Here is a 20872-nt window from a genome sequence, read left to right as displayed (position 1 = left end):
AATCAGAAAAATTTAAAAATTTTTTATGGATTGAAGTTTTTGATTCTGACTATTATGCAAAACGTAATCTTACATAAACATGCTTGATTCCTTTTTTGTCGGATTCTCTTTCGTCGATTTCGAGAATATCGGTCAGTGATTTAAGCATTGGAGTCAGTTTCGAAAAACCATAATTTCTGGGATCAAATTCGGGTTTTTTCTTCACGATGAGGTTGCCGACATCGCCAAGAAAAGCCCAACCGTCTTCATCGCCAATCGCTTCGAGGGTGTCTTCAATGAGTTCTATGGTTTGATTGTCAATTTTATTGAGCGGTTTTTGTACTATTTTTTCAGGAGATTTTGCCGTTATTTTTTGCTTCGCCTGTTCGTTAGCGGTCGGGTCTATTACTTTTTTGTTCTCCTCCACAATCTTGCTTTTTGGTAATTTGTTTTGTCCATTTGCAATTGCTCTAGTCTTTTTGATGGCTCCGTCCAGCACTTCAATAAACACGAATCTATCACAAGCAGCGATAAAGGCGCTTGGTGTTTTCTTCTCGCCAATGCCAATTACTTTCATTCCGGATTCTCTCAAACGAATGGCCAATCGGGTGAAATCGCTATCGCTGGAAACAATGCAAAAACCATCCAGTTTTCCAGAATACAGCAAATCCATCGCATCAATGATTAAAGCAGAATCCGAAGAGTTTTTTCCCACCGTGTAACTGTATTGTTGGATAGGAGTGATGGCGTGTTCGAGTAAAACCGATTTCCAACCTCCGGCATTGGGTTTGGTCCAATCGGCATAAATACGCTTGGTGGTAGGTGTGCCATATTTGGCTATTTCTTCCATCATTCCTTTGACATTGCTGTAAGGAACGTTGTCGGCATCAATGAGAACGGCGAGTTTTAATTCTTTGGAGGTTTGTGACATATTTTATTGATATGATTTTTGCTAATGAAAAATAGTATTCAAATGTACAAAGTTTATTGTTACCAAAGATGCCTAGCCCTGATGGAAATCGAAGATTCAACGAAGTTAAACGGTATCCTTTTGCTTTTTTCTTTAAAAGCAAAAGATATAGTGGACAGCAGGATTAGCTCCTAAAAATAATTTTGCTTTCGAGACCATAATAAAATTTAAATAATTATTTTTGCAACTTCTTAAAATTAATAGTATCACTTCATTTATATTATGGTAAAAGATTTATTCGAAAGAATTCAAAACAATAAAGGTCCACTAGGAAAATGGGCTTCACAAGCAGAAGGTTATTTTGTGTTTCCAAAGTTGGAAGGAGACTTGGGACCAAGAATGAAATTTCAAGGAAAAGAGGTTTTAAACTGGAGTTTGAATGACTATTTAGGTCTGGCAAACCATCCAGAAGTGCGTAAAGCAGATGCAGATGCAGCCTTGGAATTTGGTGCAGCTGCCCCAATGGGTGCGCGCATGATGAGTGGTCATACTAAATATCACGAACAATTAGAGCAAGAATTGGCTGCTTTTGTAATGAAAGAATCAGCTTATTTATTGAATTTCGGTTACCAAGGAATGGTTTCCATCATCGATGCTTTGGTTACAAGAAACGACGTGATTGTGTATGATGTTGATGGGCACGCTTGTATTATTGACGGGGTTCGTTTACACAGCGGAAAACGTTTTACGTACAAGCACAACGACATTGAAAGTATGGAGAAAAACCTGCAACGCGCTACCAAAATAGCTACGGAAACAGGTGGAGGAATCCTTTTTATTACTGAAGGTGTTTTTGGAATGCGCGGTCAGCAAGGAAAGTTGAAAGAAATTGTGGAAATGAAAAAGAAATACAATTTCCGTCTTTTGGTTGATGATGCCCACGGTTTTGGTACACTTGGTAAAACAGGTGCCGGAGCAGGCGAGGAGCAAGGTTGTCAAGATGGAATTGATGTTTATTTTTCTACGTTTGCCAAATCAATGGCGAATATTGGAGCTTTTGTGGCTGCCGATAAAGATATTATCGATTATTTGAAATACAATTTACGTTCCCAAATGTTTGCCAAAGCATTGCCAATGATTCAGACTATCGGTTCTTTGAAACGTTTACAGTTATTGCGTGATAACCCGGGATTGAAAGACAAATTATGGGAAAACGTAAATGCTTTGCAAAATGGTTTGAGAAGCAAAGGATTTAATATTGGTGACACCAATACTTGCGTTACACCGGTTTATTTGGAAGGAAGTGTGCCGGAAGCGATGGTAATGGTGAATGACTTAAGAGAAAATTATGGTATTTTCTTGTCGATAGTAATTTATCCGGTTATTCCAAAAGGAATGATTTTACTGCGTGTTATTCCTACTGCTCCACATACATTGGATGATATTGATCAAACACTTACTGCGTTTGAAGCAATTCGTGAGAAATTGGTAAACGGAACTTATAAAGAGATAGCCAGTAGAACTAAGGTTGATTTGGATGCTTAATATTTAGTTTATAGTTTGCAGTCACAGTTTACAGTGAAATTATATAAAAAAAATCCATTCGTTATGTGAATGGATTTTTTTTGTGTTAACTGATATTGCAAACTTTTTTACAGGTTTTTGATAAAAGTTTTCCTTCTACAATGCACTCTTGGATCAAAATTTTTCCATAAATTGTGTATGGCGTGATTCTCCTCCAGTTCTGGAGTTCGGATGCAGTTGACGATTCCTTTTTCACTGAAAGTCTTGAAATATTCATCAAATATGATTGCCGTTACCCCTTTGTTTTGGTATTCAGGATGAACGCCTATCAAGTAAAAAACAACGTCTTTGCTATCTTTTCGGGCTTTAAGTAAATGGTAAAACCCAAATGGAAAAAGTTTGCCTTTGGCTTTTTGCAACGCTTCCGAAAAACTAGGCATCACAATGCTGAAAGCCACAATGTCATTGTTCTTGTCCATCACGAATTTGATGTATTCCGGATTGATGAAACTGATGTATTTCTTCTTGAAATATTCTTTTTGAATATCGGTTATGGCCACAAACGAAGACAAACTGGCATAAGAATTATTGAACAAATCAAACATTTTGTCCACATAAGGCATTATGTCTTTTGTTTTGGTAAAGTTCAAACTCGTCAGTTCATAACGCTTTTTGATTAACGCTTGTGCTTTCAGGAAGAATTCGGGTTTTACGTTCGAAAAAGGAAAGATGCTTTCTATGTATTCTTTCTCTTTGACAAATCCCAATTGCTCCAAATGAGTCGCGAAATAAGGATGATTGTACCAAGTGATCATGGTTCCCATTTCTTCAAAACCTTCGGTGAGAACGCCAACTTTATCCAGATTGGAGAAACCCATCGGTCCTTCTACGTGTTCCAAATTGTTTTTTCTTCCTAATTCATAGGCTTTTTCCAATAAAGCCTTGGTCACTTCGATATCATCAATCACGTCGAACCAACCAAAACGAACTTTCTTTTTGTGTTGATTATTCACTTCGTTCCAATTGATGATGGTGGCAATCCTGCCGACAATCTCATTGTTTTTGTAGGCCAAATAAAAATAGGCTTCTGCGCTTTCGAAAGCTGGATTTTTGGTTTTGTCGAAGGATTCCAATTCATCGGCAATGATGGGAGGAACCCAATATTTGTTGTCTTTGTACAAGGAGAAAGGGAATTTGACGAATTCGGTCATTTCCTTTTTTGTAACGGCTTCTTTTATGGTAATCATTTTGTGTATTAGGTATTGTGAGTTTATCCTTTTTTGGTTCTTTTGGCTCTTCTTTTGGCTTTTTTGTCTGAATCTCCCGTGTCAACTTTCATTCGCACTTCTTTATATCTGGCATCATAACGCCAAGAAAATCCAATTCCACCATAAAGTATGGAAGGCGTGTCTTTTAAACTTGTACTTATGGAAGCATCAATTTGCATGTCGTTATTAAGCAAATAAGCAGCACCGCCACGAACAATGGCATCGCTGTAAAAGTCACTCATGTAGCCTTGGTTTTCTATGAAACCAGACCAATTTCGGTTGAAACCTTTGGTCAAGGTAATCCCGTAACCGTAACTAGGAAAATCGGTTCCAATGTAATCGGCAATAATATTGGTCACGAAAACCCAGGTTCCATCGCCTAAATGGTTTTGGGCAATGAGCACTACTTTTGGCGAAATAGCGGCATCCGGTGAAAAATAATATGGATTATCCTCTAAGGTTAGATTGGCTCCCACAAATACTGAAAATGCTGGAACTAATTGGTGCCAATTGAAGGAATGATTGGCTTTCCAACTGTATACATTGATTTGTTTTTCGTAGTTTTTGAATGGATCGTAAATCAAATATTTGGCTCCCAAAACGGTTTGTTTAAAAGCGGATTTGTCTATGATGCTCATCGGAGAAGTGACTTGTTCATATTGATATTGGAAGTCGGCAATGAATTCCAGTTTTTCCAAAAACAATCCACATCTCAACGTCAAGTCAACTCCAAAACCATTGGCATCATAATTCAAGATGCTGTGATTTTCCTTGATGCCATAAATACCTGATTCCACTTGAAAAACTGATTTTCCCACTCCAAAAGCCGACATGGTTTCGCCCGGCCTGTTCGAATTGATTTCATCGGTGTGCTGTCCATAATGAATTAATGGTAGCATCAAAAAGACGGTGACAATTAAGGTTTTGATTTTGTACATGCTATTTTTAGGTTAAAAGGGAATAAGGCTTTTCAAATGTACTATATTTTATTATTTATTTAAGAATGATATTTTAATTTTGAACGTTGGAATTGTTAATTTTGCAAAAAATTATTTGATTATGCAAGAAGCGTCTTTTTACGGTTTTATAAAAACATTGTTTTACATAATAGCTTTTTACTATATTTTTAAATTTTTGGCAAGATTGTTTTTGCCTGTAATAGTTAAAAAAGTAGTAGAAAAAGCCGGTGAAAATTTTCAAAGGCAGCAGCAATATGCCCAAGGTAATTCTTGGCAAAAAACGTCAAATAACGATGAGATTATTATTGATACCGCCAATGCCAAGAAATCTCGAGAAACCAAAAAAGTGGGGGATTATGTCGATTACGAAGAAATAGATTAAATTTACCCAAAACCAACAACCAAAACCCAACAACCAAATTTAATGAAGCAACTTCAAAAGTTCTATCCGCACGCTTTAGTCCTACTTGGATTCGTATTAATTTCCCTTATTTATTTTTATCCCGTTTTGCAGGGAAAACAAATTTTCCAATCCGATATTGCCCAATATACCGGAATGGCAAAGGAACAAAACGATTTTAGAAAAGCCGAAAAAATAGAGCCATATTGGACAAACTCCGCCTTTGGAGGAATGCCAACCTATCAATTGGGAGCCAAATATCCGCACGATTACATCGGAATGATGGATGATGCTTTACGTTTCTTGCCTCGTCCTGCTGATTATTTATTTCTGTATTTTCTAGGTTTTTACGGCTTGCTTTTGGTTTTGAAAATAGATCCACTCAAAGCCTTTTTCGGAGCTTTGGCTTTTGGATTTTCTACCTATTTGATTATAATTCTCGGTGTTGGCCACAATGCCAAAGCGCACGCCATCGCCTATATGCCATTGGTAATTGCCGGCTTTATATTAGTTTTTCAAAAGAAATATATTTGGGGTGGATTGCTGACAATGTTTGCCGTTGCCTTGGAAATCAATGCGAATCACTTTCAAATGACGTATTATTTGTTGATTTTCTTGTTGGTGCTTTCAGGTTATTTTATTTATCAGGCTTTAAAAGAAAAGGAGTACAAATCGTTGTTGACTTCATTTGGCGTTTTGGCAATTGCCGGAATTTTTGCCCTTGGAGCCAATGCCACCAATTTATTGGCCACGGCCGAATATGCCAACTTTAGCACAAGAGGAAAAAGTGAATTGACTTATAATGCCGATGGTACAAAAAATGTTGGCAACAGTGCCTTGTCCCGCGATTATATAACGGAATACAGTTATGGGATTGCCGAAAGTTTCAATTTAATTGCACCACGACTTTTTGGAGGTTCGAATAACGAAAATATTGGCCCAGACAGCAAAATGTACGAGTTTATGATGGGGAAAGGAGTTCCTGCTGATCAAGCCAACGATTTTGTTTCGGGAATGCCAACCTATTGGGGCGATCAACCTATTGTGGCTGCTCCGGCTTACATTGGGATTGTGGTTTTCTTTTTGGGAGTTTTGGCTTTATTCGCCGATAAACGAAAAATAAAATACGTCTTTCTTTCGGGAGCCATCGTTGCCTTGGTGTTGTCTTGGGGGAAAAATTTCCCGGCATTGACCGATTTTTTCATTGATAATGTACCTATGTACAATAAGTTCAGGGCAGTTTCTTCGATACAAGTAATTCTGGAATTGTGTTTTCCTGTTTTGGCAATTATGGGCTTGCAATCCTTTTTCAATTTGGAAAAGGAAGCACGATTCAAAGTCTTGTGGCAATCCGCCGCAGTTGGCTTCGGGATTATTGTAGGTTTGTTTTTGTTGAAGGACAGTTTCAGTTTTGCCGGAGCGAACGACAGTTATTTCAGGGAAAGTTACGGACCAGAATTTGTGGATGCATTGAAATCAGACAGGATGACGCTTTATTCGGCTGATTTGTTGCGTTCCGGATTTTTTATTTTGCTGGCAGCCGGTGTTTTATGGTTGTTTGTCAAAGAAAAATTAGCCCAGAACACGGCGATAATTTTGGTGGGATTATTGATGGTTTTCGATTTGTTTTTCGTGGACAAGAAATATGTTTCGACCAAGGATTTTGTGAGTAGAAGCGAAGTGGAAGTTCCTTTTCAGGAAACACCTGCCGACACGCAGATTTTGCAAGACACGACCCATTACCGAGTTTTTGAAGTTGCCGGTAATTTATCAAGTGCAAGGGCTTCTTATTTCCATAAATCTATTGGTGGCTACAGTGCCGTGAAACCTAGAAGAATACAACAATTATTCGATTATCAAATTGCCAAGAACAATATCGAGATTCTGAACATGTTGAACGTGAAATACATTATTCAATCAGACTCAACGGGTGCTTCGATTCCAATTCCAAACCCGAATGCCAATGGAAATGCTTGGTTTGTAAAAGAATTAAGGGCTGTAAATTCTGCCGATGCAGAAATGAAGGCATTGGACAAATTAGACACCAAAAATGTTGCAGTAATAAATTATTTAAAATTTGGAACAATGACAAAAATTGAAGGTGGTTCCCAATTTTTTCAAAAAGATTCTTTGGCAACCATTCAATTGGATTTATATAAACCTAATCATTTAAAATATACTTCAAATAATACAGGAAACGGATTGGCTGTTTTCTCTGAAATGTATTATGAAAAAGGTTGGAATACATATATAGATGGAAAATTAACCGACCATTTCCCTGTAGATTACGTATTGAGAGCAATGCGAATTCCAGCAGGAAAACATACCATAGAATTCAAGTTCGAACCACAGGTAATTCAAACGGGAAGCACGATTACGCTTTTCAGTTCTTTGGGTATGTTGTTACTTTTAATTGGCGGAATATATTTTGAAAGGAAGAAAAGTTTAAACCTTAAACCTTAAACTTGAAACCAGAAAAACTGCTTATCATAACCTATTATTGGCCGCCAGCTGGAGGGCCAGGTGTTCAGCGTTGGTTGAAATTCGTGAAATATTTGCCTGATTTTGGCGTTCAGCCGATTGTCTATATTCCTGAGAATCCAACATATCCCATTGTTGACGAGAACTTGGTAAATGAGGTTTCGGATAAAGCCATTATTCTCAAGCATAAAATTTTCGAACCGTATCAATTGGCGTCGTTTCTTTCGAAGAATAAAACCAAAAAAATGAATTCGGGAATTATTCCAAATCAAAAAAAGCAATCCTTTTTGGATAAAGTATTTCTTTGGATTCGGGGTAATTTGTTTATTCCAGATGCCCGTGTTTTTTGGGTAAAACCTTCGGTGGCATTTTTGGAAAAATACATTGTCGAAAATAATATCGACACGATTGTCACTTCGGGGCCGCCACACAGTTTACATCTTGTTGGACTGGAACTGAAACAAAAATTGGATGTAAAATGGTTTGCCGATTTCCGTGACCCCTGGACAACCATTGGCTATCACAAATCCTTGCGATTGTCGAATTATGCAGCCAAGAAACACAAGACATTGGAACATCAAGTGCTGAATTCGGCCGACACGATTATCGTGACCAGCAATACCACAAAAACCGAGTTTCAGGCCATTACGACTAAACCAATTGCCGTAATTACCAATGGTTATGATACTGAAAACGTGGCAAAACAGACTTTGGATACCAAGTTTTCTTTGGCACACATTGGCTCTTTTCTTTCTGAACGAAATCCAAAAATGCTTTGGGAGAGTTTGGTCGAATTAATCGATGAAATTCCCGATTTTAAATCGCATTTGGAAATAAAATTGATGGGAGCGGTGAGCCAGGAAGTATTGGAAACCATTGCCCAATTTGGATTGAATTCCTATTTGAACAACTTGGGATATGTTTCGCATTCCGAAGCGATTGCCCATCAAAGAAAATCACAAGTACTGTTGCTTATAGAAATCAATTCGGAAGATACCAAAAGCATTATTCCGGGAAAATTATTTGAATATATGGTTTCCAACAGACCCATTATTGCCATTGGACCCAATGGTTCCGACTTTGCCGAAATCATCACCAATACCAATACGGGCGTATTCTTTGATTATTCAGAGAAAATGAAACTAAAAAGTGTACTTTTGGGTTATTATAACCAGTTTTTGGAAGGGAAACTACAATCAAATGCAGTAGGTTTGCAACAATATTCCAGAAAGAGTTTGACCGAAAAATTGGTAAAACTCCTAACCTCTAATCTCTAACCTCATAAATGGGAATAGTATTAAATCAGTCCTTAAAGAACACCATAATAACTTACATCGGTTTTGCGATTGGCGGAATCAATACCATTTATTTGTACCCCGTTTTTCTTGGAGCAACTTTTTACGGCTTGACAAATTACGTGACTTCGAGCGCCAATGTAATCATGCCATTGTTTGCCATTGGAATGCAAAATACCTTGGTCAAATTCTATTCGCAATATAAAACAGACGAAGAACGATCCCGTTTCTTGTCTTTTACGGTCTTGTTTCCCTTGCTGTTAATCATTCCACTGCTCTTGATGGGACTTGTTTTTTATGATGAGATTTTAATTTTCTTGTCGAAAAAGAATGCCATTGTTAAAAATTATATTTGGCTTATTCCATTTATTGGAATATGTATGGCTTATTTCGAAATTTTTTATGCTTGGTTGCGGGTCCACATGCATTCCGTCTTTGGGAATTTTATCAAGGAAGTAGGTTTGCGAACAGCTTCATTGCTTTTGTTGATGGCCGTTTATTACAATTGGATAACTGTTGAAGGCTTTGTATATGCAACTGCCGTTGTTTATCTTTTGGCACTTTTGGTAACGATGTTTTATGCTTTTAGCATCCAGAAACCAAATTTTCAGTTTACCATTCCAATTAACACCAAAGACATTTTGACCTATACTTTTTATATTATTTTGTCGGGAAGTGTGGCTAATTTACTTTTGGATGGCGATAAAATGATACTCAACCAGTATATGAATATCGAGAATATTGCTTTTTATTCGGTTGCGACATACATTGCATTGGTTATTTCAGTTCCCAGTCGTGCGATGCACCAAATTGTTTATCCGATTACTGCAAAACTGATGCACGAGAACAATCACGATGAAATGGATATTTTATACAAAAAAACATCCATCAATTTACAGGTGGTGGGCGGTTACGTGATGTTGGGAATTTTTGTGAATATCAACATGTTGTACGAAATGGTTCCCAAAGAATATGCCGGAGGTATTTTGGTGGTTTTCATGATTGGATTGTCAAAGTATTTTGATTTGATTTTGGGCAATAATAACGCCATTATTTTTAATACAAAATACTATAGAATGGTATTGTTTTTAGGAGTGGTTTTAGTTGTTTTAACGGTAGTGTTGAACATGATTTTCATTCCTCTTTTTGGAATTATTGGTTCTGCATTTGCGACTTTATTGTCCATTACTTTATATAGTGTGGCTAAACTGCTTTTTGTTGTCAAGCGACTGCATTTGTATCCTTTCACAATGCAAACGGTGTATTCAATTGTGCTTACTTTTGTTTTGTTTGTTGCATTTTACTTCTGGGAGTTTCCTTTTAATCCTTTTATTTCTATAGTTTTAAAATCGATAGTATTGACTATTGCTTACGTTTATCTCAATTACAAGTTTGTGATTTCCATTGAAATCAACAATGTTATCGATACTGTTTTGAAGAAGTTAAAACTAATGAAACAGTAACCATTTTTGACCACATTACCCCTAATAAAAAGCTTGCCGAATTCTAATCAACCAATTAGAATTCGGCAAGTTTTTTTATAGTACGATTTTATTATAATTCTAATACAAAGCAGGATATTTCGAAGGATTTACCTCGTTCATCATCGCATATACTTTTTCGAAAATATCTTCTATGGATGGTTTCGAAAAATAATCACCATCAGTGCCGTAAGCGGGTCTATGTGCTTTTGCCGTCAATGTTTGTGGTTTGCTGTCCAAATATTTATAAGCGTCTTGTTCTTCAATAATTTGTTGCAAAATATAGGCAGAAGCTCCACCGGGAAGATCTTCGTCTATGATTAACAATCGGTTTGTTTTGGCGATACTTTTCACGATGTCGTGATTCACGTCTAATGGGAGCAAGGATTGGATATCGATGATTTCGCAATCAATTCCCGTTTCCTTCAAGAGCTCTTTGGCCGCTTGTTCCACCAATCTTAATGTGGAACCATAAGAAACCAAAGTGATGTCGGCTCCTTGTTTTAGGGTTTCAACTACCCCAATTGGAGTCTTGAATTCGCCATAATTCAGTGGCATTTTTTCTTTCAATCGATAACCGTTAAGGCATTCCACTACAAGCGCAGGTTCGTCACATTCCAATAAAGCGTTATAGAAGCCGGCTGCTTTGGTCATATTTCTGGGTACCAAGACATGGATTCCTCTAATGGCATTTATAATCATTCCCATAGGTGATCCAGAATGCCAAATTCCCTCCAGTCGATGGCCACGAGTTCGGATGATTAAAGGCGCTTTTTGTTTTCCTGCAGTTCGGTATTGCAAAGTTGCCAAATCGTCGCTCATAATCTGGATGGCATACAATAAATAGTCCAAATATTGGATTTCTGCAATGGGACGAAGTCCTCGCAAAGCCATTCCAATTCCTTGACCAATAATGGTTGCTTCCCTGATGCCAACGTCGGCAACGCGCAGTTCTCCATATTTTTCTTGTAATCCAACTAATCCCTGATTAACGTCTCCTATATTTCCTGCATCTTCGCCAAAAATCAAGGCTTCTGGATATTTGGTAAACAAGGCGTCAAAATTGTCACGCAAAATCATTCTGCCATCAGTGTCTTCTTTTGCTTCTTTTGGGTATTCCGGCAAAATTTCTTTTGCAGTGAATACATTCGAGCCAGATTCTGAAAACAAGTTGCTGCTGAATTTTTGTTGGGTTTTGTCGGTATAGGAAGTAATCCAGGCAGAAAGTTCTGTTTTATTGCTTTCGTGGGCAATCAATCGTAAAACAGTGCGTGCCGAAACGAGGATTTCCTTTTTTAAAGGAGTTTTTATTTTGTTTAAATCACTGGTGATTTTTAGTATTTTATCTTTGTTGGAACTTGTTGGAGCTATTTTTTCCAATAACAAAACCAATTCTTTTTTTTCTTCAACGATAGGTTCAATAAATGCATTCCATGCTGCAACTTTAGCTTCATGAACCTCTTTTTTTGCATTGGCATCAATTTCATCCAGCTCTTCTGGAGAGGCAATATTGATGGCAATCATCCACAGCTTCATTTGGCGAACGCAATCAAAATCTTTTTCCCAAGCCAGTCTTGTCGAGTCTTTATATCTTTCATGCGACCCTGAACTGGAATGTCCTTGTGGTTGCGTCAATTGGTAAACGTGAATTAGTACTGGAATATGTTTTTCACGGGCTAAATTGGCCGCTTTTTCATAAGTTTCAATCAAACCGGGATAATCCCAACCTTTTACTTTAAGAATTTCGATACCGTTGCTATCTCCTTCTCGTTGATAGCCTTTTAAAATATCGGATATGCTTTCTTTGGTTGTTTGATGTTTGGCGTGAACCGAAATCCCGTATTCATCATCCCAAACGCTCAAAACCATGGGTACTTGCAACACTCCGGCTGCATTTATGGTTTCGAAAAACAAACCTTCGGAAGTACTTGCATTTCCAATGGTTCCCCATGAAATTTCATTTCCATCAATGGAAAAGTTTTCTTTATTGGTAATTTCCGGTATTTCTCTATATATTTTTGATGCTTGTGCCAATCCCAACATACGTGGCATTTGTGCTGCTGTTGGAGAAATATCGGCACTGGAATTTTTTTGTTGGGCCAAATTTTTCCAACTGCCATCTTCATTCAAACTGTGTGTCATAAAATGACCGCCCATTTGCCTTCCTGCCGACATGGGTTCCTGAGAAATATCGGTGTGGCCGTATAATCCTGCGAAGAACTGTTGAAGGGTTAATTCTCCAATAGCCATCATGAAGGTTTGGTCGCGATAATATCCTGAACGAAAATCCCCGTTTTTGAATGACTTTGCCATCGCTAATTGAGGAACTTCCTTTCCGTCGCCAAAAATTCCAAATTTTGCCTTTCCTGTCAAAACCTCTTTACGTCCCAATAAACTACATTCCCTGCTTGTTATTGCGATTTTATAATCATTTAATACTTCGGTTTTGAAGTCGTCAAAAGTCAATGTAGTATTGGTTTTTTCTTTTATCATAATTGAAAAGGATAGCTTAACGATGCAAATTTACTTAAAAACTAGCTATTTTTCATAATTCATCAAACGAAATGCAATTTAATTTTTGGTAATATTTTTTTGAATATTGATATTTTCTTTGGATTATTTATATGTAAATCGTCTAATGATTTGCAATAGTGTAATTTTATGTATTTTTCCCTGGAATTAAAACCACTTTCTGGTAAAAAGAGACACCAGCTTGTTAGGGTTAAGCGTGATTACAAATCTTATTTTTTCGCCATAATGGGGTTGTGCAACTTCCCAACCGTTATTGGAATACACAGGAAAATACAATTCGAAATAATCGGTTAGTAAATTAAATCGAATTCCACTGTCGTAAACAAAGTGCTGTTTTTGCTGCGTATATTTCACAAAACCCACGTCACCATAGGCTTCTATCCAATTCCAAATGGAGTAACCTGCATTTAAGGTGGCAATCCATTGGTTGGCATAAGGCGTGTCCAATTTCGATTTGAATCCCCCTTCAGCCAGGACGAATTCTTGACTAACAAGACCTGTGTCTGATGATCTTCCTAAATAAGCATAGTCAAAAAGATAATCCGTGGGTCTGTCTAATGCAAAACTAAAAAAGTCAGAATTACTGGTGTTGTATAAAAAACTTCCGGCAAATATTCGCAAATTGATTTGACGATTGTCTTCAAAAAGTTTCCTGAATTGAATTTCAGTCGATACTTTTCCAAATTCCCCCGAAAACTGGACATCGGCCGTGAAGCTGATGTGATTGGTAACTTCTGTTTTGGAGTTGATGTATTTCAGGTTGAAAACGGAATAATCTTCGAGCGAGTTGTCTATGACAATTTCACTTTTTTGCCTTTCGACGAGTACATGTCGAGCATAAATCATCTGTTTTCGGTTGTCTCTAAAATTTTCTTCACGTATTTGCATCAGCACCATGGGATTGATTTTTAGATAGGTTGCATCTGGCGCATAATGAAAATAATTGCCGCTGACAGAATACTTTACGTTATATAAATTGCTGTTCCTGTAATCTTTATTGACGATAAATACCGCTGAGCCAGTTACCGTTTCTGACTTTATGGAATAAGTAGGGTTGATGTCATAAACAAAAGGTCGGTTTAAAATGGCCCTGTTGTGGAACCGCATTCCGGGTGAAATACCGTCATAAACATTGTAGGTCAATATGGGCGCATAAATAATCTGATTGTAATATGGATCCTCCAAATCTTTGACAAAGGCAAATTTTATGGGGCGATTATTTGGAAAAATTCCTTCTATTTTCTTCCAGTTATTTCTTAAATTAAATTCGGGAACTTCGTTCTTGTAGTTGATGACAATTTTTTGGGCATCCTTTCTTTCGAATTTATATACCGAATCTTTTTGGGTGGTTTCTATCCATTTCTTGAAAACAATGGTATCATTTTTTATTCCATAAATTGGAATTGGAACAGATACATTGGTTCGGTTTCTAATGGAAAACGCAACACTGTCCTTGGTTTTTGACACGTTCGAAAACTTGTAATCAATAATTTGCCGCGAATCGATAATGGTATTAAAAAACCAGTCTATATCTTTATTTGTGTTCGATTTTAATACCGTTTCAAAATCATTTCTGGTGGTTTGTTTTTCCTTGTTTTTGGTATTGAATTGCTGAACACTTTTGGACATGAATTGGTTGCCGATATATTCGTCTAAATAAATCAAACTCAATCCTGCCCTGTATTTGCTGGCAATTTGTTCATTGAATTTTATCAGGGTGTTTTTTGGCGCTCCAAGAGGTTGATCCAAATTTTTTCGAGCCATCAACAAATAAAAATAGCTGTATTGTTCGTTGAAATCCAAGTTCAACAAATTAAATCCCTTAAATAATTTATAATCCGAAACACGTCCCATCATTTTGCAGTCGGGGTAGTTTTCTTCAATGTAGCGCATCATGCAATACACCTGGATTCCGTCATAAATCCAGTTGTCTTTTCGAGGATCCAATTTCAAGACGTTTTTGAGATAATTATTCAAATAGGTTTTCATGAATTTAATTTCAAAAAGAAATTCATCGGGAAACGGAACAAAGAAAGAGGGCAGTTGGTTCAGTCCATAAAAAGGGTTGCGATTGTACTCTGCCTGTGAAACGGTTATTTTTTCAAAAGGATATTTGCCAATTAAATTGTTTGTGTAATTAACGATTTTGTCAATGGCAATTGCTTTTTTAATTTCGTCGGCCCTGAAGCCTTTTATATTGGTCAATACTTCAACGGAACTGTTTTTGTAGCTTCGAAAAGATGCTTTTGGTTCCAAAAAAAGATTAAAATCGGTTCGGTTGTTTCCGGTCAGTTTATAAAATGAAAAGACTTCGGTTTGTTGGGTTTTGCTGCTTAATAAATCGGTAGTCAGTTCTAGTTTTTTTGGAATGATGAGATTGATCTCATAATCGGAAACGGCATTGGCAATATCGTCCAGATTGTAATTGCTGTTTTTGACAAAAGCGTGATTTTCGTATCGGGCAGGAGTAAGAAACCAGTTTTTAAGGTTCATTCCACCAAGGTCAGTATAACCATAGCTGGTAAATTTATCGCTAGGAATCTTCACTATATAGAAAAGATGCAAAGATATTTTTTGGTTTGGAGCTAATTTAGTCCCTAATATGAGTGTTATTAAATCTGGATTTTTTTTGGTTCTTACCCAAGAAAGGGGTTTTTTGTCAAGGTTGGAAATAGTTAAATTATTGGTACTTCCTCTTTCTCCATCTTTGGCCAGATGAAATCCCCTGTAAAACTCATCCGAGAAACGTTTGGCCAAAGGCGATGTTTTGGACGAATACGCATTCATCCAATCATTCAAGACAATCGTGGTCAAAGTATCTTCCGACTGATTAAAAAACACCAATTCCTGTTGAACAGTCAGCGTTTTTTTTGCTGTATTTACCTCGACAACCATATGGGAATTATGCTGCCCATAATGTTGTAACGAAGTAAATAAAACAAGGATAAAAATGATATTTTTATGGAATGTTTTCAATTAGTTCTTTTAAAGAGTGATATGAAAAACAGCAATAAGTTGGTTTAAAAATTGGGTGACAAATCGTATTTTTTGTAGAATTTGTCCAGAACATCAACCACTTCGTCTTCGGTATCCACAATTTTGAACAACTCCAAATCGGTTGCGCTTATTGTTTTTTCTTGTTCTACCAAAACCGTTTTTATCCACTCTATCAATCCTGACCAAAATGTGGTTCCAACCAATATTATCGGGAATTTTCCAATTTTTTTAGTTTGGATCAAGGTTATGGCTTCAAACATTTCGTCCAAAGTGCCAAAACCTCCAGGCATTACCACAAATCCTTGCGAATATTTCACGAACATCACTTTCCTGACAAAGAAATAATCGAAATTCAGGTTCTTGTCGTGGTCGATATACGGATTGAAATGCTGCTCAAAAGGCAATTCTATATTCAATCCCACCGAAGTTCCACCGCCAAGATGCGCCCCTTTATTGCCCGCTTCCATAATTCCTGGACCGCCACCAGTAATGATTCCGTAACCCGCTTTGCTTATTTTGTAAGCAATTTTTTCTGCCAATAAATAATATTTATCCTCTGGTTTTATTCTTGCCGAACCAAAAATAGTGACACATGGTCCAATGCGACCCATAGTTTCATATCCGTTTACAAATTCGGACATAATCTTGAAAATCCCCCAACTGTCATTGGTTCGAATCTCGTTCCAAGTTTTTCTTTTCAGTTTATCCTGAATTACTTTATCCTCGTCGTTATCAAAATCTTCTAATCTCATTTTCGTGTTTTTTAATTTGGAGCAGTTTACTTAGTCAGTTCGTTGCGCTCGTGTCCATCAAGACCAGGGCATCTGTTTTAAATTCAACTTTCAACTTTGAAAAAGATGTTTCACTAAGTTAACTCTTTTTTTAAAAACGGCACCGTATAACTTTTCTTATTTTTAATAATTTTGGTAAAAATTATTTTGTTTGTTTTTCCCCTCCTCAGGAGGGGTGCCTGAAAGGCGGGGTTGTTTTTTAGTCAATGTCATTTCATCCGAATTCATCAACAATATATTTTTCTAATTCCATCATCACATTATTCAAATCGTGCTTCACTCTTAAATCCGAAATTTTATATACTCTTAATCCTAATGAAATGAGGTAATCTTCCCTTTTTTGGTCGTATGTTTCTTTGTTGTTATGACTAGAACCGTCAATTTCGATTACTAATCCTAAGGTTTTTACATAAAAATCTACGATATAATTGCCTATAATTCTTTGTCTGTCAAAGTCAATCTTCCAAAACATCTCTTTGTGAACTTGCAACCAAAAAATGACTTCCGATAATACACCTGCTTTGCGTAAGGCTCGGGCTCGGGGTTTTAGTTTTATGTTGTAAGGTAGGTTTTCGATAAAGTTTCTATATATGGGCTGCCCATTTATATAAGCAGTTATTTCTTTATCGTTTTTCATACCATTTACTTTTTTTTTTTGAATTTACAGAAAAAATCAACAGCAGCAAAAGACCACCCCGCCCTTTCAGGCACCCCTCCAAAGGAGGGGAATTAAAATAACTCTTTTTTCAAAAACTGCGCCGTATAGCTTTTCTTATTTTTACTAATTTCTTCAGGAGTTCCTTTGGCGACCACTTCGCCACCGCCTTTTCCGCCTTCAGGACCGATATCGATGATGTAATCCGCCAGTTTGATGACGTCCATATTGTGTTCGATAATTAGGATGGTATTTCCTTTGTCCACCAGTTTATTAATCACTTCCATCAAAACTCTAATATCTTCAAAATGCAATCCCGTCGTAGGTTCATCCAAAATATAAAACGTATTCCCGGTATCTTTTTTAGATAATTCCCCAGCCAGTTTGATACGTTGTGCTTCACCACCCGAAAGTGTCGTGCTTTGTTGTCCCAAAGTAATATAACCCAAACCAACATCCTGAATTGTTTTTACTTTTCGGTAAATTTTTGGAATGTTTTCAAAGAAAGGAACCGCTTCATCCACCGTCATATTCAACACATCTGAAATGGATTTTCCTTTGTACCTGATTTCCAAAGTTTCTCTGTTAAAACGTTTTCCCTGACAGGTTTCACATTCCACATAAACATCAGGTAAAAAATTCATTTCAATCGTTCGAACTCCAGAACCTTCGCAGGTTTCACAACGTCCGCCTTTTACATTAAAGCTAAAACGTCCTGCTTTATAACCACGAATCATACTCTCCGAAGTCATCGTAAACAGATTTCTGATTTCGCTAAAAACTTCCGTATAAGTAGCAGGGTTTGAACGAGGTGTTCTTCCGATCGGGCTTTGGTCAATATCAATTACTTTGTCGATATGTTCCAAACCTTCAATTTTCTTGTAAGGCTGCGGTTTTTTGACGCCATTAAAATAATAAGCGTTCAAAATAGGGTAGAGAGTTTCATTAATCAAAGTCGATTTCCCGCTTCCCGAAACTCCGGTGATGCAAATCATTTTACCCAAAGGCAAATCAATCGAAACGTTTTTTAGGTTGTTTCCTGTTGCTCCGGTTAGTTTAAGGAAATTTCCGTTGCCTTCGCGGCGTGTTGCAGGAATTTCCAATTTCATTTTGCCATTCAGATATTGCGCAGTAATCGTATTGGATTGTAAAGTTTCGGCAGGCGTTCCAATACTGATGATTTCACCACCATATTTGCCCGCCTTTGGACCAATATCAATTACATAATCGGCTCGTTCAATCATATCTTTATCGTGTTCAACCACGATTACAGAGTTGCCAATATCACGTAATTGTTCTAATGAATGAATCAATTTGTCATTGTCTCTTTGGTGCAAACCAATACTCGGTTCATCCAGAATATATAAAACTCCTACCAACTGTGAACCAATTTGGGTAGCCAATCGGATGCGTTGTGCTTCCCCTCCCGAAAGTGATTTGGAACTTCGGCTTAACGCCAGATAATCCAAGCCAACATTCATCAAAAAGGCTAATCTGTCTTTGATTTCCTTGATAACTTCAGTAGCGATAGTTTTTTGTTTTACCGATAAATGATTGTTCAATTCCAAAAACCAGGCCGTTACATCCGAAATGTCCATATCACACAATTCGGCAATATTTTTCTCATTGATTTTGAAAAACAAGGCTTCTTTTTTCAATCGTGAACCTTCGCAAACAGGACATTTCACCTCGTCCATAAATTCTTTTGCCCAGCGTTTTATGGTGGTTGAACCACTTTCGTCGTGTTGGTTTTTGATGAAATGAGAAATTCCTTCAAATTCAATTTTATATTCTTTGGTAACACCTAAAACTTTTGATTCAACTGAGAATTTTTCTTTCCCGCCATTCAAAATCATTTCCATCGCTTCCTCGGAAAAGGTTTCGACAGCATCGGTCAGTTTGAAATTGTACTTTTCACCAATGATTTCCAGTTGCTTGAAAATCCAACTGCTTTTATATTCGCCCAAAGGTGCAAAACCGCCACTTTTTATAGACAATTTCGGATTGGGAATAATCTTTTTGAGGTTGATTTCGTTTACCGTTCCTAAACCTTTGCAATGATCACAAGCTCCTTTTGGTGAGTTGAATGAAAACAAATTAGGTTCCGGATTCTGATACGAAATTCCAGTGGATGGACACATCAGGTTCCGACTGAAAAACCGAATTTCATTCGTGTCCTGATCTAAAATCATCAGGACATTTTCTCCCTGGTACATTGCTGTTTTGATGCTTTCAGTCAGACGTTTTTCGTTGTCGGGAGTATCTTCGATAACCATTCGGTCAATCACGATTTCGATGTCGTGAGTTTTGTAACGGTCGAGTTTCATTCCTGTAGTAATGTCTTTGATGTCGCCATTAATACGAACTTTCAAAAAACCTTGTTTAGCAATTTGCTGAAACAATTCTGCATAATGTCCTTTTCTGGCACGAATAATTGGAGCCAAAATATTGATACGTTTCCCAGCAAAATCTTGGGTAATCAAATCTTTAATTTGCTCATCGTCATACGATACCATTTTTTCGCCTGTGTTGTAACTGTAGGCATCGCCCGCACGAGCATACAGCAAACGCAGGAAATCATAAATTTCGGTAATAGTTCCAACGGTCGAGCGCGGACTTTTACTGGTTGTTTTCTGTTCGATGGCAATTACAGGAGAAAGACCATCAATTTTATCGACATCGGGACGTTCCAAACCACCCAAAAATTGTCGGGCATAAGCCGAAAAAGTTTCTACATAACGGCGTTGTCCTTCGGCATAAATTGTATCGAAAGCTAAAGATGATTTTCCCGAACCTGAAAGCCCCGTAATTACTACCAGTTTTTCCCGTGGAATGCGGACGTCTATATTTTTTAGATTGTGTACTCGCGCACCCAATACTTCAATGTTGTTATCGTTTTCTAGCATAGAATTTTGGCAAAACGCAAAGTTACCATTTTAAGAGTAACTTTATGGTATGGCTAAGTAAAAGAATTGGTTTTTGATTGTTCAAACAAACGTCTAATTTCAAATCAAATAAATGCTGAATTTTCTGAATTACTTAATGGTTTAAATTTGTTTAAGATCTTTATATTTGAAGAAAATATATGTATTATGATTGATTTAAAAAGAATGTTTTATGTCCTAGCGATATTTAATTTTAATTTCTTGTTTTCGCAGGAATCGAATACTATTTCAAAGGAAATTATTACTCCAAAAGACAGCGTTAATTATTATGTAAATAAATTGAAGTCAATTTCAAAATCAATTGCATTTGCTAAATGTAAATCAATGAGAGTGAGTTACATTTATTTAGATGGTTCTAAATTAAAAATAGAAGAAATTGAAGCTTTGAGAAAGAAAATAATTTCAGAGTACGGCAACGGAATTTCGTTTGCAGCATTAGCAAACAAATATACTATGGACAATGCAAAAGATGGAGATTTGGGTTGGTTTGATGAAGGTCAAATGGAAAAATCTTTTCAAGATGAAATTTTAAAACATAAAAAGGGCTCGATTTTTACAGTAGATATTCCTGCGAATAACTGGTTTTATGTAGTTTTGAAAACTTTTGATGATATAGAAAAAACAAAAATAACGTATATTTTAAATGAGAATTAAT

14 protein-coding genes are annotated in these 20872 nt (G+C 36.9%); 6 read left to right on the top strand and 8 right to left on the bottom strand.

Annotated elements, in window-relative coordinates:
• Window positions 1-52: 52 nt before the first annotated feature.
• On the bottom strand, window positions 53-910 hold the full coding sequence (locus BUC16_RS11985) for an NYN domain-containing protein (RefSeq protein WP_073370882.1): 858 nt from the start codon (window positions 908-910) through the stop codon (window positions 53-55).
• 261 nt (window positions 911-1171) lie between these two features.
• On the opposite strand from BUC16_RS11985, the gene capB reads away from it, so the two are divergent.
• The gene (capB, locus tag BUC16_RS11980) at window positions 1172-2434 is read left to right on the top strand and encodes a cysteate-C-fatty acyltransferase (RefSeq protein ID WP_073370880.1); all 1263 of its coding nucleotides are present in this window, start codon (window positions 1172-1174) and stop codon (window positions 2432-2434) included.
• Between the two features lie 107 nt (window positions 2435-2541).
• Here the strand turns inward: capB and BUC16_RS11975 are convergent, their stop codons facing one another.
• The gene (locus BUC16_RS11975) at window positions 2542-3660 is read right to left on the bottom strand and encodes a GTP cyclohydrolase (RefSeq protein WP_073370879.1); all 1119 of its coding nucleotides are present in this window, start codon (window positions 3658-3660) and stop codon (window positions 2542-2544) included.
• 23 nt (window positions 3661-3683) lie between these two features.
• Complete coding sequence (locus BUC16_RS11970; RefSeq protein WP_170860873.1) at window positions 3684-4619, bottom strand: transporter; 936 nt, start codon at window positions 4617-4619, stop codon at window positions 3684-3686.
• 121 nt (window positions 4620-4740) lie between these two features.
• Here BUC16_RS11970 and BUC16_RS11965 point away from each other — a divergent pair, with 121 nt between their 5' ends.
• The 4 genes from BUC16_RS11965 to BUC16_RS11950 are packed head-to-tail and all read left to right on the top strand — an operon-like array spanning window position 4741 to window position 10279.
• Window positions 4741-5022: a DUF4834 family protein gene (locus BUC16_RS11965; protein ID WP_073371238.1), complete on the top strand. Its 282-nt coding sequence runs from the start codon at window positions 4741-4743 to the stop codon at window positions 5020-5022.
• A 42-nt stretch (window positions 5023-5064) separates the two neighbouring features.
• Entirely contained in the window at window positions 5065-7503 is a 2439-nt protein-coding gene (locus BUC16_RS11960) for a YfhO family protein (protein ID WP_073370877.1), read from the top strand.
• Window positions 7504-7505: 2 nt separating this feature from the next.
• On the top strand, window positions 7506-8798 hold the full coding sequence (locus tag BUC16_RS11955; RefSeq protein ID WP_073370875.1) for a glycosyltransferase family 4 protein: 1293 nt from the start codon (window positions 7506-7508) through the stop codon (window positions 8796-8798).
• Window positions 8799-8806: 8 nt separating this feature from the next.
• On the top strand, window positions 8807-10279 hold the full coding sequence (locus BUC16_RS11950) for an oligosaccharide flippase family protein (RefSeq protein WP_073370873.1): 1473 nt from the start codon (window positions 8807-8809) through the stop codon (window positions 10277-10279).
• A 99-nt stretch (window positions 10280-10378) separates the two neighbouring features.
• Here the strand turns inward: BUC16_RS11950 and BUC16_RS11945 are convergent, their stop codons facing one another.
• The 5 genes from BUC16_RS11945 to uvrA all read right to left on the bottom strand — a co-directional run bounded on the left by BUC16_RS11945 (window position 10379) and on the right by uvrA (window position 20178).
• Window positions 10379-12790 carry an alpha-ketoacid dehydrogenase subunit alpha/beta gene (locus tag BUC16_RS11945; protein WP_073370872.1) on the bottom strand — a complete coding sequence of 804 codons (2412 nt, stop codon included), beginning with the start codon at window positions 12788-12790 and terminating at the stop codon, window positions 10379-10381.
• A 186-nt stretch (window positions 12791-12976) separates the two neighbouring features.
• Window positions 12977-15805 (bottom strand): gluzincin family metallopeptidase, encoded by a 2829-nt coding sequence (locus BUC16_RS11940; RefSeq protein WP_317614995.1) that lies wholly within the window; start codon window positions 15803-15805, stop codon window positions 12977-12979.
• 44 nt (window positions 15806-15849) lie between these two features.
• A complete protein-coding gene (locus BUC16_RS11935) occupies window positions 15850-16578 on the bottom strand; it encodes an LOG family protein (RefSeq protein WP_073370868.1) in 729 nt (242 codons plus the stop codon).
• Window positions 16579-16831: 253 nt separating this feature from the next.
• On the bottom strand, window positions 16832-17254 hold the full coding sequence (locus BUC16_RS11930; protein ID WP_084546185.1) for an endonuclease domain-containing protein: 423 nt from the start codon (window positions 17252-17254) through the stop codon (window positions 16832-16834).
• A 92-nt stretch (window positions 17255-17346) separates the two neighbouring features.
• Window positions 17347-20178 (bottom strand): excinuclease ABC subunit UvrA, encoded by a 2832-nt coding sequence (uvrA, locus tag BUC16_RS11925; protein ID WP_073370867.1) that lies wholly within the window; start codon window positions 20176-20178, stop codon window positions 17347-17349.
• 186 nt (window positions 20179-20364) lie between these two features.
• Between uvrA and BUC16_RS11920 the strand changes: the two genes are divergently transcribed.
• Window positions 20365-20871 (top strand): peptidylprolyl isomerase, encoded by a 507-nt coding sequence (locus BUC16_RS11920; protein WP_073370865.1) that lies wholly within the window; start codon window positions 20365-20367, stop codon window positions 20869-20871.
• Window position 20872 lies beyond the last annotated feature (1 nt).

This window comes from Flavobacterium fluvii (assembly GCF_900129545.1).
In the GTDB taxonomy this organism is placed as follows: Bacteria; Bacteroidota; Bacteroidia; order Flavobacteriales; family Flavobacteriaceae; genus Flavobacterium; species Flavobacterium fluvii.
The sequence above is the reverse complement of the archived record's forward strand: the minus strand, read 5'-3'. Positions and strand labels throughout refer to the sequence as shown.

What these genes read in the sequence shown, in the direction of transcription:
- BUC16_RS11985 (WP_073370882.1), bottom strand. Translation starts at nt 910, where the DNA reads ATGTCACAAACCTCCAAAGAATTAAAACTCGCCGTTCTCATTGATGCC.
- capB (WP_073370880.1), top strand. Translation starts at nt 1,172, where the DNA reads ATGGTAAAAGATTTATTCGAAAGAATTCAAAACAATAAAGGTCCACTA.
- BUC16_RS11975 (WP_073370879.1), bottom strand. Translation starts at nt 3,660, where the DNA reads ATGATTACCATAAAAGAAGCCGTTACAAAAAAGGAAATGACCGAATTC.
- BUC16_RS11970 (WP_170860873.1), bottom strand. Translation starts at nt 4,619, where the DNA reads ATGTACAAAATCAAAACCTTAATTGTCACCGTCTTTTTGATGCTACCA.
- BUC16_RS11965 (WP_073371238.1), top strand. Translation starts at nt 4,741, where the DNA reads ATGCAAGAAGCGTCTTTTTACGGTTTTATAAAAACATTGTTTTACATA.
- BUC16_RS11960 (WP_073370877.1), top strand. Translation starts at nt 5,065, where the DNA reads ATGAAGCAACTTCAAAAGTTCTATCCGCACGCTTTAGTCCTACTTGGA.
- BUC16_RS11950 (WP_073370873.1), top strand. Translation starts at nt 8,807, where the DNA reads ATGGGAATAGTATTAAATCAGTCCTTAAAGAACACCATAATAACTTAC.
- BUC16_RS11945 (WP_073370872.1), bottom strand. Translation starts at nt 12,790, where the DNA reads ATGATAAAAGAAAAAACCAATACTACATTGACTTTTGACGACTTCAAA.
- BUC16_RS11935 (WP_073370868.1), bottom strand. Translation starts at nt 16,578, where the DNA reads ATGAGATTAGAAGATTTTGATAACGACGAGGATAAAGTAATTCAGGAT.
- BUC16_RS11930 (WP_084546185.1), bottom strand. Translation starts at nt 17,254, where the DNA reads ATGAAAAACGATAAAGAAATAACTGCTTATATAAATGGGCAGCCCATA.
- uvrA (WP_073370867.1), bottom strand. Translation starts at nt 20,178, where the DNA reads ATGCTAGAAAACGATAACAACATTGAAGTATTGGGTGCGCGAGTACAC.
- BUC16_RS11920 (WP_073370865.1), top strand. Translation starts at nt 20,365, where the DNA reads ATGATTGATTTAAAAAGAATGTTTTATGTCCTAGCGATATTTAATTTT.